Annotated in this window: 4 protein-coding genes; 1 reads left to right on the top strand and 3 read right to left on the bottom strand. The window is 60.0% G+C overall.

Annotation, left to right across the window (positions count from 1 at the left end; genetic code table 11):
• Positions 1–9: 9 nt before the first annotated feature.
• Positions 10–1,368, bottom strand: a complete 1,359-nt coding sequence (locus NH234_RS08615; protein ID WP_085730105.1) for a TolC family outer membrane protein — start codon at positions 1,366–1,368, stop codon at positions 10–12.
• Between the two features lie 533 nt (positions 1,369–1,901).
• On the opposite strand from NH234_RS08615, the gene NH234_RS08620 reads away from it, so the two are divergent.
• On the top strand, positions 1,902–9,812 hold the full coding sequence (locus tag NH234_RS08620) for a retention module-containing protein (protein ID WP_367256307.1): 7,911 nt from the start codon (positions 1,902–1,904) through the stop codon (positions 9,810–9,812).
• Between the two features lie 181 nt (positions 9,813–9,993).
• On the opposite strand, the gene NH234_RS08625 is transcribed toward NH234_RS08620, so the two are convergent.
• Both NH234_RS08625 and NH234_RS08630 read right to left on the bottom strand, forming a co-directional pair.
• Positions 9,994–10,365: a hypothetical protein gene (locus tag NH234_RS08625; protein WP_367256308.1), complete on the bottom strand. Its 372-nt coding sequence runs from the start codon at positions 10,363–10,365 to the stop codon at positions 9,994–9,996.
• A 533-nt stretch (positions 10,366–10,898) separates the two neighbouring features.
• Positions 10,899–14,969 carry a hypothetical protein gene (locus tag NH234_RS08630; protein WP_367256309.1) on the bottom strand — a complete coding sequence of 1,357 codons (4,071 nt, stop codon included), beginning with the start codon at positions 14,967–14,969 and terminating at the stop codon, positions 10,899–10,901.
• Between the last annotated feature and the right edge of the window lie 72 nt (positions 14,970–15,041).

A 15,041-nucleotide genomic window follows, 5' to 3' on the forward strand; every position in this document is an offset into this window, starting at 1 on the left:
TCATCGGGACTACTTCAGTTCGGGCAAGCGTGCCTCGTTCTTCACCTCGGCAGCGGCAATCGCGTCGGCCGGCAGCACGACACGTTGCTTGCTCAGCAACTGACCCATGTTCGCCAGCACGCGGTACATCGAAAATTCCTCGGTGTAGCGGATTTCGGTGTAGCGGCGATTGGCGTTGTACAGCTCGTTTTCACTGTCGAGCAGGTCGAGCAGGGTCCGTTGGCCGAGGCCGAACTGATCCTGATACGCGGCGCGCACACGCTTGGTGGTCTCGGCGTATTCGCGGGCAGTCGGGGTCTGTTTCTTGGCGTTGACCATGGCGTTCCACGCCAGGTGAATGTTCTCGTTGAGCTGGCGCAGGGCGTTGTTGCGGATGTCCATGGCCTGGTTGATCTGGTGCGCATCGGAGGCCAGTCGTGCCTTGTCGCTGCCGCCGCGGAACAGGTTGTAGTTCATCACCACGCCAACGCGCCATTCGTTGTCATGGCCTTCATCGCCCTGCACATTGTTGTTGGCGCCGACTGCCGCTTCCGCATCGAAGCGTGGGTAGAACGGCGACTTGGCGACTTCGTACTGGCTCTCGGCCGATTGCACGTCGGCCTGGGCGGATTTCAGATACGGGTTGTTCTCGACCATGCTTTGCTGGGCTTCGGGCAGGGTGGCGGGCAATTCACCACGGGTCGAGGCCGGTGCTTCCAGCTCATCGGGCATGCGCCCGACCACGGCGTAGAAGTTCGATTCGGCATCCGCCAGATCGACTTCGGCAGTATCGAGGTTGTTCTGCGCCAGCGCCTTACGGGCGACCGACTGATCGGAGTCGGCGGTGCTGCCGATGCCGCGCTGGGTGCGCAGGCCGATCTGGTCATTGACGCGCAAATGCGCCTGCAGGTTGTTCTTGGCCAGCGTCACCAGTTCACGACGCTTGAGCACTTCGAGGTAGACCTCGATGGTGCGCAGGGCCAGGTCCTGCGCGGTGCCTTGCGCGTAATACGCGCGCGAATTGGACACACCCTTGGTGCGCTCGACTTCGTTGGCGGTGTTGAAACCGTCGAACAGCATCTGCCGCAGACGCAGCTCGGACTGGGTGTAGTTGAGGATTTCGGTGTGGTGGTTACCGAGGGCCCGAGTGTTGGTGTTGTCGCTGTAGCCCCGACCGTAAGCGGCGTTCAGATCCACCGACGGATAGAAGCCACCCTTGGCAACTTTTACCTGTTCATCGGCCGACAGCTTGGCGTCCACCCGCGACGCCAGTTCCGGGTGGGTTGCAATGGTGCTTTGAATGGCTTCGGTAAGGTTCATGGCTTGAGCTTGGGATGTGCAAGCCATGGCCAGCAAAACCGCACTGCAGAGGGGGGTTAGAACGCGCATGGGTGCATCTCCCTGAGTCCTGATGGTATTCCGCTGTCGCCAATTTATTGACGATATTTTTGGTGTTTAGCGTCTCATCGCTGATACAACAGAGCTAAGAACATCCTGAAGCGTAGCTAAGAAAAATTTTTCATATGGCTTATGCCAAAAAAAACTTATGCGCTTCGTCGAATCCAGCACATTGTTCCATTCGAAAGCCTTTGTTTTATGCGCTTTAGGGAGTGCATGAAGGCTTGAGGAAAGTTCCACTCACTTTGCGACATACGGGCGAAGTACTGCTAAAGGGGAGGGACGCGTAGCGGCGAATGGGTGACAGTTTTTTGTCACTCTGGTGATTCACCACCGTTACGTAGCGCTAGTGGGCGTGCTGCATCGATCAGGGATTCCAAGTGCCTGAGGGCGCTGGAGTATCTGAATGTGCACACCCTGCGAAACGAACTGTCGAGGTGCGAGCGTCGCCCCGACAACCCGCTTGAGCCATGGGCTGCTTCGTGAACCAGTGCCGACGGTGGTCGGCAGCGGAGGAAATGCACATGGCAACGCTCATCGGGATCGTCACTAAAGTCATCGGTCAGGTTTTCGCTCAATCGGCTGACGGAGGTCGGCGCGCATTGGTTGAGGGCGATCGACTGTTTGCCGGGGATCAATTGATCACGGGCGCGGAGGGGGCGGTCGCCGTCCATCTGCAAAACGGCCAGGAGCTGACCCTGGGCCGGGACAGCAGCCTGACCATGACCGGACAATTGCTGGCCAACCACGCGCCCCATGTGGATGCGCCGGAAGTGCTGACCCCGAGCGATGCTCAACTCACCGATGTCGCACAGATCCAGAAAGCCATTGCCGCCGGTGACGACCCGACCAAATCCGCTGAAGCCACTGCTGCAGGCCCCGATGCCCCCGGCGACACCAACGGCGGCAAGGGCGGCGGTCACAGTTTCGTGCTGTTGACCGAAGTGGGTGGCCGGGTCGATCCGGTCATCGGTTTCCCAACGGCCGGTTTCGGTGGCATTCCCGAGTTTCCGCAAGAGCGCCACAATGCAGTCATCGACAACGGCGACAACACGCCAGCGCCGGTCATTCCGCCACCGGTCAATAACCTTGTGGCCCTCACTGGCCTGGATGTGCCCGGGGGCGAACTGACGCTCAACGAAGCCAATCTGCCGGACGGTTCCGCCGCCAATCCCGGGGCGCTGACCCAGGCCGGCAGCTTCAGCATCTCGGCGCCCGATGGTCTGACAAGCCTGAGCATCGGCGGCATCAACGTGATCGTCGGCGGCGTGCCGGTCGGTTTCCCGCAATCGATCACCACACAACTGGGCAACACCCTGACCATCACCGGTTACAACCCGGCGAACGGTACGGTCAGCTACAGCTACACCCTCAACGGCAATGACGCCCATCCTGCGGGTGACGGTGCCAACAGCCTCAGCGAACATTTCACGGTGATTGCCGGTGACAGCAATGGCGACACGGCGACCGGCTCGCTGGATGTGAACATCACCGATGATGTGCCCAAAGCGGTGGATGACAGCAACGCCGGAACGGCTTCTGAAACCAACCTGAGCCTGACCGGCAACGTCCTGACCAATGACGTCCAGGGCGCCGACCGGATTCCCGTCGGCCCCAACAGCGGCCCTGTGGTCGCCGGTACATTTACCGGGACTTACGGCACGCTGGTACTGAACGCCAACGGCACTTACACCTACACGCTCAATACCAGCGACGCGGATTTCAAGGCGTTGCATGGCGGCGGCAATGGCACAGAGACCTTCACCTACACCCTGCGCGATTCCGATGGTGACACCAGTACTGCAAACCTCGTTCTGCAGATCCACAACAACGACGATCCGGTGCTGATCAACGGGTTGAACGTCGAGGGTGGCGAACTGACGGTTTTCGAGAAAAACCTTGGTACCGGCAGTGCGCCGGATGCTACGGCTTTGACTCAGAGCGGCACTTTCACGATCACTGCCTTGGACGGTGTGACCACGCTGACTGTCGGCGGCATTGCCGTTGTCACCAACGGTGTAGCCGCAGGCTTCCCGCAATCGGTGACCACGCCATTGGGCAGCACACTGACCATCACCGGGTTCAACGCCACAACCGGCGTCGTCAGCTACAGCTACACCCTCGACCACAACGACGCCCACCCAACCGCCAACGGCGCCAACACGCTGAGCGAGCAGTTCGCCGTCACCGTGGTGGATGACAACGGCACCACCGCCAATGCTTCGCTGGATGTGAACATCGTCGACGACCTGCCCAAAGCCGTGGACGACAGCAACACCGGCACGGCTTCGGAAACCAATCTCACGCTGACCGGCAACGTCCTGACCAATGACGTGCAAGGCGCCGACCGCGTCCCGACCGGACCCAATGCTGGGCCGATCACTGCCGGCACTTTTACCGGGACTTACGGCACCTTGGTGTTGAATGCCAACGGCACTTACACCTACACCGTCAACCCTAACGACGCCGACTTCAAAGCCCTGCACGGCGGTGGCAACGGCACCGAAACCTTTACCTACACGATCACTGATTCCGACGGCGACACCAGCACCGCGAATCTGGTGCTGCAGATCCACAACAACGACGATCCGGTGGTTATCAGCGGCCTCGATGTGAACGGCGGTGAACTGACTGTTTTCGAGAAAAACCTCAGCACCGGCAGTGCACCGGATGCTACGGCTTTGACTCAGAGCGGCACTTTCACGATCACTGCCTTGGACGGTGTGACCACGCTGACCGTGGGGGGAATCGCGGTCGTAACCAATGGTGTAGCCGCCGGTTTCCCGCAATCGGTCACTACGCCGCTGGGCAGTACGCTGACCATCACCGGTTTCAACGCCACGACCGGTGTGGTGAGTTACAGCTACACCCTCGACCACAACGATGCGCACCCGACTGCCAACGGCGCGAACACTTTAAGTGAGCAGTTCGCGGTCACCGTAGTGGATGACAACGGCACCACCGCTAACGCTTCTCTGGACGTGAACATCGTTGATGACGAGCCAAAAGCCGTGGACGACAGCAATGCCGGCACGGCTTCGGAAACCAATCTCACGCTGACCGGCAACGTGCTGACTAACGACGTGCAAGGCGCCGACCGTGTGCCGACTGGTCCGGTCACCGCCGGAACCTTCACCGGGACTTACGGCACTCTGGTGCTGAATGCTGATGGTTCCTACACCTACACCGTCAACCCTAATGACGCCGACTTCAAGAACCTGCATGGCGGTGGCAACGGCACTGAAACTTTCACCTACACCATCACCGATTCGGACGGCGATACCAGCACCGCGAATCTGGTTCTGCAGATTCACAACAACGACGATCCGGTGATCATCAATGGCCTCGACGTGAATGGCGGCGAGCTGACGGTCTTCGAGAAAAACCTCAGCACCGGCAGTGCGCCGGATTCGGCGGCGTTGACTCAGAGCGGTACTTTCACCATCACTGCGCTGGACGGCGTCACCACGCTGACCATTGGCGGCATAGCCGTGGTCACCAATGGCGTGGCGGCAGGCTTTCCGCAATCGGTCACCACACCATTGGGCAGCACGCTGACCATCACCGGGTTCAATGCCACGACCGGTGTCGTCAGCTACAGCTACACCCTGGATCACAACGACACGCATCCGACTGCCAGCGGCGCCAATACCCTGAGCGAGCAATTCGCCGTCACCGTCGTCGATGACAACGGCACCACGGCGAATGCCAACCTGGATGTAAACATCGTCGACGATCTGCCAAAAGGCGTGGATGACAGCAATACCGGTACTGCCTCGGAGACCAATCTGACGCTGACTGGGAACGTGCTGACCAACGATGTGCAAGGTGCTGACCGTGTACCAACTGGTCCCAATGCCGGCCCGATCACTGCCGGCACCTTCACCGGCACTTACGGCATCTTGGTGCTCAACGCCAACGGTACTTACACCTACACGCTGAACACCAACGATGCCGACTTCAAGAATCTGCATGGCGGCGGAAACGGCACTGAAACCTTCACCTACACCATCACCGATTCGGACGGCGATACCAGCACCGCGAATCTGGTTTTGCAAATCCACAACAACGACGATCCGGTGGTTATCAGCGGCCTCGACGTGAACGGCGGCGAACTTACCGTCTTCGAGAAAAACCTCAGCACCGGTAGCGCACCGGATGCCACTGCACTGACCCAAAGCGGCACGTTCACCATCACAGCGTTGGATGGTGTAACGACGCTGACAGTAGGCGGTATTGCCGTCGTCACCAACGGCGTGGCGGCAGGCTTTCCGCAATCGGTCACGACTCCGTTGGGCAGCACGCTGACCATTACCGGATTCAATGCCACGACCGGCGTCGTCAGCTACAGCTACACCCTGGATCACAACGATGCGCACCCGACCGCCAACGGCGCGAACACGTTGAGTGAGCAATTTGCTGTGACGGTGGTAGATGACAATGGCACCACCGCGAATGCGTCGCTGGACGTCAACATCGTCGACGACCTGCCAAAAGGCGTAAATGACAGCAACGCCGGCACCGCCTCGGAAACCAACCTGACGCTGACCGGCAACGTCCTGACCAACGATGTGCAAGGCGCTGACCGTGTACCGACTGGCCCGAGTGCCGGGCCGATAACCGCCGGCACTTTCACCGGGACTTACGGCACCTTGGTGCTCAACGCCAATGGCACTTACACCTACACGCTGAACACCAACGATACGGACTTCAAAAACCTGCACGGTGGCGGAAACGGCACGGAAACTTTCACCTACACCATCACCGATTCGGACGGCGATACCAGCACTGCGAACCTCGTGCTGCAGATCCACAACAACGACGATCCGGTGATTCTCAACGGCCTCGATGTCAACGGCGGCGAGCTCACTGTCTACGAGAAAAACCTCAGCAACGGCACTGCGCCGGACGCTACGGCGTCGACCCAAAGCGGCACCTTCACCGTCACTGCCCTCGACGGTCTGCAAACCCTCACCGTCGGTGGCATCGCCGTGGTCACCAATGGCGTGGCCGCAGGCTTCCCGCAATCGGTCGTCACGCCGCTGGGCAGCACGCTGACCATTACCGGTTACAACCCGGCTACGGGCGTGGTGAGTTACAGCTACACCCTTGTGGATCACGAAACCCACCCGACCGGCAATGGTGCCAACAGCATCACCGAAAACTTCAACGTGGTGGCCACCGATGGGGATGGCAGCACCGCGTCCGGGCAGATCAACGTCAACATCATCGACGACCTGCCGACCGCCAAGGCCGACACCGGCTCGGTGGCGGAGGGCGGCACGGTCAACATCAGCGTGCTGGGCAATGACATCAGCGGTGCGGATGGCGCGGCCATCGTGGTCGGCGTGCGCGCCGGCGGCAATACCGCGACCTCGGCCATCGGCGGCCTCAACAGCAACATCAATGGCAACTACGGTTACCTGACCCTCGATGCGGCCGGCAACGCGGTCTATCACAGCAACCCGAACTCGGTGAGCCCGCCGGGCGCCACCGATACCTTCACCTACACCATCCGCGACAGTGACGGCGACGAAAGCACCACCACCATCACTGTCAACGTCGCCGACAGCAAACTCGTGGCCTCGACCGATCAGGACGTGACCGTCTACGAGAAAGCCCTCGACCTGACCAAGGACGGGCAAGACCTGGCCCCCGGCACGGTCACCGGCAGCGATCCGACCAACACCGGCGAAACCGCGAGCGGCACGCTGGTCGGTTCGGTCAGCGGCGGCAGCGGAGCGATCACCTACACCCTGGTCGGCAGCGCCACCGGTACTTACGGGCAGATCCAGCTCAACGCCGACGGCACGTACACCTACACCCTGACCTCGGCACCGAAAACCACGCCGAACGCCAACGACGGGCCGAACACCCTGAGCGAAAGCTTCACCTACAAGGCCACCGATGCGCTGGGCAACAGCACCACCAGCACCATCGTGGTCAACATCGTCGATGACGTGCCAAAAGCCGTGGCGTCGGACCGGTCGGTAGCAGCGGTGGAGATCGATTCCAACGTGCTGATCGTGCTCGACATCTCCGGCAGTATGGCCGACGCCTCTGGCGTGCCGGGCCTGTCGCGGCTGGACCTGGCCAAGCAGGCGATCAGCGCCTTACTCGACAAGTACGACGATCTGGGTGATGTGAAAGTGCAACTCGTCACCTTCAGCAGCAGCGCCACCGACCGCACGTCAGTGTGGGTCGATGTGGCCACGGCCAAGACCCTTCTGGCCGGCCTCAGCGCGGGCGGCGGCACCAACTACGATGCGGCCGTGGCGACCATGCAGACTGCGTTCAACACCTCGGGCAAACTCACCGGGGCGCAGAACGTCGGCTACTTCTTCTCCGACGGCAAACCCACCACCGGCCAGGAAATCGGCACCGCCGACGAAACCGCGCTCAAAGCCTTCCTTGATGCCAACAACATCAAGAACTACGCCATCGGTCTCGGCAGTGGTGTGAGCAACGCCAACCTTGATCCGATCGCCTACGACGGCATCAGCCACACCAACACCAACGCGGTGGTGGTCACCGACCTCAATCAACTGAACTCGGTGCTGTCCGGCACCGTGGAAGGCGCACCGGTCACCGGTTCGTTGCTGGGCGATGGCGGTTCATTCGGCGCCGATGGCGGTTTCATCAAATCCATCGTGGTCGACGGCACCACCTACACCTACGACCCGAAAGCCAACAGCGGCCAGGGTTCGCTCACTGCCAGCGGCGGTACCAATCACGGCACCTTCAACACGGTGAACAACACCCTGAGCATCGCCACCAACAATAGCGGCACGCTGGTGGTGAATCTGGACACCGGCGACTACAGCTACACCTCGCAGAAAACCACCACGACGGTGATCACCGAGAACATCGGCTTCACCCTCAGCGACAACGACGGCGACCTCGCCAGCTCCACGCTGACGGTGAAAGTGATCCCGAATTCGCCACCCGTGGCAGTGGACGACCACATCATCACCAACGTGCTGTCGAGCAATGTCGTGGTGCCGGGCGAGTTGCTGCTGGCCAACGACACCGATCCGGACGGCGATACGCTCAACGCCTCGCCAACCACCTTCAACACTGGTTGGGTCGCCAAGGGCGCGGACTTCACCGGCAGCGGTGCGATCAGTTTCACCGGCACCAGCAACACCGCCGCCAACCAGAACCTGGCCGATGTACGCAACTCCTTCGCGGCGAACACGGCGGCCATGACAGCGGTGCTGGTGGTCAGTGGCTATCTCGGTGCGGTGACCAACGCCAATGCCAACGATGAAGACCTGATCACCGTCAAACTGAAACAGGGCGAGACCCTCAACCTCGACCACAACCTGGCGACCGGCCACATCACCATGGAGTATTCGGTGAACGGCGGGGCGTTCGTCAGCATCGCCGATGGCGGCACCATCACCGCCAGCGCCGATGGCACGTACCAGATCCATGTGACCAACATCACCAATACCAGCGGCAGCAACACCAATGCCGCGGAAAACTACCAACTGACCATGACGGTCAACTACGCCGGGGCCCACGACGTCACCCCGGACTTCCACGGCACCTACACCGCCAACGACAACCACGGTGGCAGCGACACCGCCAACGTGACCATCAGCTATCAGGACGGCCACACCCTCACCGGGACTTCCGGCGATGACGTGCTGGTGGCGGGCAACGGCGACAACATCCTCAACGGTGGCGACGGTAACGACGTGCTGACCGCAGGCTCCGGCAACAACGAACTGCACGGCGGCGCCGGCAACGACTTGCTCTACAGCGGCCCGGGCAACGACATCCTCGATGGTGGCGCCGGTATCGACACGGTCAGCTATGCCCACGCGACGGCCGGTGTGACAGTCAACCTGAGCCTGCTCGGTGCGCAGAACACTGTCGGTGCGGGCATCGACACCATCAGCAACGTCGAAAACCTCGTCGGCTCGAACTTCAACGACACCCTCACCGGCGACAACAATAACAACGTCATCAATGGCGGCCTGGGCAACGACATCCTCAACGGCGGCGGCGGTGACGACCTGCTGATCGGAGGCATGGGCAACAACACCCTGACCGGCGGGCCGGGCGCCGACACCTTCCAGTGGCTCAAAGGCAACAGCGGCCACGACACCGTCACCGACTTTACCCCCGGCACCGACAAGCTCGACCTGTCGCAACTGCTGCAAGGTGAAAACGGCACGGCGGCTTCACTGGATGACTACCTGCACTTCACCGTCACCGGCAGCGGCGCCTCGGTGGTCACCAGCATCGACGTCAGCGCCATGGCCGGCGCCACGCCGAACCAGACCATCGACCTGGCCGGCTTCAACCTCGCAAGTCACTACGGGGTAACGCCGGGGGCAGGTGGGTTGATCGCCAGCGGGCATGACACGGCGACGATCATCAACGGCATGCTCAATGATCATTCGTTGAAGGTGGATACGGTGTGAACCGGGGCTGAAACGACAAAACCCGCCGTCCCGGTTATACGGGACGGCGGGTTTTTTATGCCTGGCGAAATCTGTGGCGAGGGAGCTTGCTCCCGCTGGGTTGCGAATCAGCCCCCAAAAGCATTGCGAGCGCTTCGGACTCGAGCGGGAGCAAGCTCCCTCGCCACAATCGCTCACTTGCCTACAGGTTTGCCTCAGCCTTCAGTTCCAGATTATCCAGCACCCGATTCACCGCCAGTTCCGCCAGCATTATCAGTTGCCCGATGCCCAACAGCACATGCCGCTGCGGCGTATCGATCATCCCGGCGAAATCGCTGGCCATGGTTTTGGCCGAGGTCAGGGTTTCGCACGCATCGGCCAGCAGTTCTTCGCTGTCGATGCCGGGGGCGATGAGGTAGCGGGTGTTGGGTTTGAGCAGCGGTTTTCGGGGGAGGAGGGGGTTGAGGTAGTGATCGAGCGCGCGCTCGGCGGCTTCGTGGAATTTCTTGGAATTGAGGGTTTCGTAAGGGGAAGTTGAATCGACTTCCGGCGGGTTTGGCGTGGGTTTGATCATGGCGAATCTCCGTGATTGGATTTAGCCGCCACGACTCATCGCTAAACAAGTAAAGGTGGCGGCTGTACGCAGGTTAGCGATCCGGGTCACAGAAACCCCGGGTAGACCAGAAGGTCTCCCACGCACAGCCACCATGACGCCAAGTGCAGAGAAGAGACTGCAATCGGGATTGGGCGTTGTTGCGTCTGTTGGGAGCCGGATCGCTAAACCCGATCGCTGTTTTTCAGCGACCGCCAAACAATAGAACCCGCCCCCAAGGCGCACAAGCCGGCGGATTCTGGCGGATGCGTAGGCAAAGGCGCAAGGTTGCGTGGCTTTGCGGACATAAGCTTCAACACTATTCAACGAGGCCTTCCAAAGGCGCGGAAACGACAAAAGCCGCTCTCCCGATTGGACGGGAGGGCGGGCTTTCGTAGTTGGGACTGGTAAATAAATACGTCCCCTTTCCTCTGAAGGAAGGAGGGATTTTATGGTTCGGACTGGCAAAAAATGCGCAACTTTCATCACTTAATCGCTCATCCCCTTTATCCGTCTTAATGGACGATTGGGTACGTATTAGAGTCTAAATTCACCCAGATATCTTGAATGAAGTAGTTGATTGTTCCTTTATACGTATGCGTTGTCGTACCCTCCCAGGTTGTTTTTCCAGCATCGATAGGGACAGCTCTATGGCCGCCGTGCTGGCTACGAAGGCCAATGTTCCGAGCAATTGGATAGGCGTAACAGGTTCCAGTGAATTTGACTTGACCATATAGAGCAGTACCACCCGGTGGAAGGTAACTATTACCATTGTAGGGATCATAGGCCGCTGTAATCACTGGAGGGGTGTAAGGAGGGAGTACCGTTATTGAGAACGACGGAGAGACTGGTTGGCTTCCATAAAGTCCCTTGGCTGTGAAGGTGTGTTTGGTTCGTGCTAAAGCGTTGATCGTAAACGTCCATCTACCAGTTGTATCGATAGGCGCTGTACCTAGAGGTGTTTGGCCGTCAAATAGCTCTACTTGCATCGCATTCGCAGCGGTGCCGGACAACCGTACACTTGTTGCATCAGTGTAGCCATCGTTGCCAATTGGGCTTCCGCTTGGCAAGACATAAACCGAAACGATATTCGGTGGAGTGGCGGCAGTCACGGTGAAGGTCCGCGCAGCCGACACCGCGCCCGGCGCATACAACGCCTTGGCGGTGAAGCTGTGGAGCACGGCAGTCAGGCCAGTCACCACCAGCGTCCAGATGCCGGTCACCGGATCGGCTGTTGGCTGCCCTTTGGACACGATGCCCAGTAGCACATCAACTTTCTGGCCCTTGGCGGCGGTGCCGGTCAGGGTGACGCTGGTTTCGACGGTGCTGCCACCGTTGGGGATTTCCACATTGCTCGGCGAGCCCTTGACCGAGGTGATGGTCGGCGCGGTGGCGGCGGTTACGGTCAGCGTGCGCACGTTTGAATACGTCGGAACCTGGTGATAGAGCGATTGGGCATACAAGCGATGCGACTCTTCCGCGACGGGGACCGAGAGTTCCCAATCACCGCTCGCATTGGCGGTCGCCTTGCCCTTGGATACTGCACTTGCGCCAGTACCGTCGAATACCTCGACCTGCTGGCCAAGACTCGCCTTGCCTTTGAGTTTCACGGTGGTGCTGGTTGTCCAGGTGCCTTCCAGCACCTCCGCGTTATTGGCGCCCAGTACGTTGGTGATCGTAGGCACGATCAAGGCCACTACGGTGAAAGTGAGCGGGGCTGATGTCTGCCCTGACGCGTACAGCGCCTTTGCAGTGAATGTGTGCAGCGTGAGTGTCCGGCCGCTAAGTGTGTGTTTCCAGATGCCAGTGACGGGATCGGCTGTTGGCTGGCCATCGGGTGTGGGGCCATCGAATATCTGGACTTTCTGACCTGGGGCTGACGTGCCGATCAGTGTTACGGCGGGGTCGACGGTAAAACCACCAGGCAGGATTTCGACGCCTTTGGAGTCTTCTGCTCGGGTGATCACCGGTTTTACATCCGCGATAGCCTTGATCGTGTAGGTTCGCAGCGGAAAGGACACTGCTTCGACTTCAATCTGACTTCCCCCCAACGCGGCTTTGAATTCGATGGAAAACGATGAGCCATCCTTCAGATTTTTTAATTCGTTCAAAATCGTAGCAGAGACGCCAGAGTCGTAATAATCATTAGTTATCCAACCGCTATTGGTTACGGGCCCCGGTTGGGCCCAGAAAGCTTTGTCATAGGGGGTGTTGTCGTTGAGTGTCCCCTTGAATCGCAGCCATACCCATTGTTTCAGGGCAATCAACGGCCAGCCAAGGGCGCGTAATGTTGCTGACGACTTGATCGCTTCCAGATCCAGTTCCAGCCCATCACCGTTATTGGCCGCCTGAAGAATCTTTGGCACGTTGGAAAGATCCAGCACCAGCGACTGTACCGCCAGGGAACGAATATCCGAAGGCAATGGTGGCGCATTCCCGCGTTCGACCGTGTAGCTGACCGTCACCGCTTTGTTCAGGTTGAAAGCCACCACGCTATTGGTCAGTGCAATTTCCTGCGGCCCGAGCACGGTGACGGTTTTTTCCGGCGCCGTGTGTGAGCCCCCAGCCGGCGTACCCGACGCACCGGTGAATCTGGCACTGATTTTGTCGCCGAGCACCATGCCGACGTAATCCACGATAGCGGTCAGGGTATCTTTCGCAGCATTGGGCACCAGACTGGTGTCGTTCGGCGCTTCCTTGATTTTCGGGGCTTTCAGCTCCAGCGCCACCCCCACACTGAACGCCTTCACATCGGAATAACTCGTAGGCCGCCCATCCGCCCATTTGATTGAATAGGACGCCTCGACCGTTCCGCCTTCATTACCCTTGATCAGCTCAGCCTTGATGGTGAACGGTATCGGTTGGCCGGCGGTAAACGAGGACAGCTTGACCGAGTCGCTGTCCGGCCCGGTTTTCGAGCCATTCCAGAAGTAGGTCACCTCGTCATCCTTGACCGTGTTCAGGTATTCCACAGTCAGCGTGGTGCCGGCCGTATCCGCCGGCAGTACGCCGTCCACCACGCCGTCCACTTTCGGCTCTGGCAGCTCTTGCCTCGGTTCGCCGACGTTCAGGCTCTCGGCGTGGATCGACTCGCGGATGGCGTGGGTGGCGTTGACGCGGTTCATCGTCCCCAGCACCGCATCCTCGATCAGTAACTGGTAATACGGCTCCAGTTTGCCACCTTCGATCTGTTTGAGATGAAGGCCTGGGACGTTGATCAGCAAGGGCGCACCGGCCGTGATATCGCCTTGGGTAATCGGGCGTAGCGGCAGGTCGGGCAAATAGGTGCTCAGGTCAGGCCGGGTGCCGAGCCAGAACAGCTTGATCGCCTGGCCGGCAGCAAAGGACTTGTCAAATGGAATCTGGATGCGGGCCTGTGCCAGTTCCGGATCAAGGGCGCCCTGTGCCGCGTCGAGGGCGACCGGGGCCAGTAATCGTTTAACCTCGCCAATGACATTGATGAACTGGGTCTTCGACAACAGATCGGCGGAACCATCGGCTTTTTTCAGGCGAAAGGACAAGGCGATCTGGGTCTTGGCCAGTTGCCGCAGCGCGGTATTGGGAATTTTGATTTCGGGGATGCTCGGCACACTGGCCAGCGGCTCACCGGTGATTTCGATGTTGATCGGTGCCCCTTCATCCGGTGTGCCCCTGAGTCGGACGATGGGGATGTCACCGACCTTGAACTTGTTGCTGTCCATGGCAATGATCTGCGCCGTGCCATCGGTATCCCCCAGTTTGTCGGCGTCCAGCACATTGTTCAGCGCTTCCTTGCAGATTGGTGCGTTTAATCTGTCGGCGTCGACCGCGACCACCACACGCTGCTCATGACTCCAGTCTTCGGAGCGGTTGTCGACCATGTCGTAGAGCTCAAAGGCCACGGCGAGACCGGAATCTCCGGAGTCACCCGCCTCGCGAATGGTTGCCTCGGTAATGTGCACGACAAGCGGCACTGTGCCGTCGGCCTCAGCCTGAGTCAGCGGTCCGTAGAGCACGAAAACCCCGCCCCAGCTCACCTGGACCCAGTCACCGACCGCTGCGTCGGGATAGGGTTTTGGCCCGTCGTCGGAGGGGCCGATCGTGATCGGCACGCCAGCGGCGATGTTGTCCTTGTCGATGCCGCCCTCGAGAATCTCCTTGGGGACGGTCATTTTCAGTTTCGAGTGGCCCGGGCCTTCGTCGCTGTCATGGCCGCCGGGGCGGGTGAGTTTGACCCGCACCTGCATCACCTCGGAAGGCTCGGCCGTTCCGCCCTGTCGGGTGACGGCGTAGGACAGGGTGGACGAGCCATCACTGAAGCGCGCGGCGGGCACAAACATCGCCAGCGTGGTGTCGACTTCGTGTGCGTCAACGGTTTTGTTAAGTACTGCCTGACCACCCAATGAAATCACCAACTTGTCGCCCCGGCTCATGACCCCCCACGCCCCGGCGCGACACAGCAAACCCTGTTTGGGGAAGTTGTCCTGCACGGCCGCCTTATTGAGCCCCCAGACATTCGGCGCTTGCGACACGGGACCGGTGCGACCGGGAACGTCGAGCTCCTTGAGTACCAGCGGTGAGGAACCAGCGGGATTGTTGACAGTCATCGCGCGAACTCCGATCGAATGGCGGGGCGATGGAGGCATTGAACGGCGCTGTAGCGGGGTTGACTACTGTCA

It is taken from the genome of Pseudomonas sp. stari2 (genome assembly GCF_040760005.1).
Lineage (GTDB): Bacteria > Pseudomonadota > Gammaproteobacteria > Pseudomonadales > Pseudomonadaceae > Aquipseudomonas.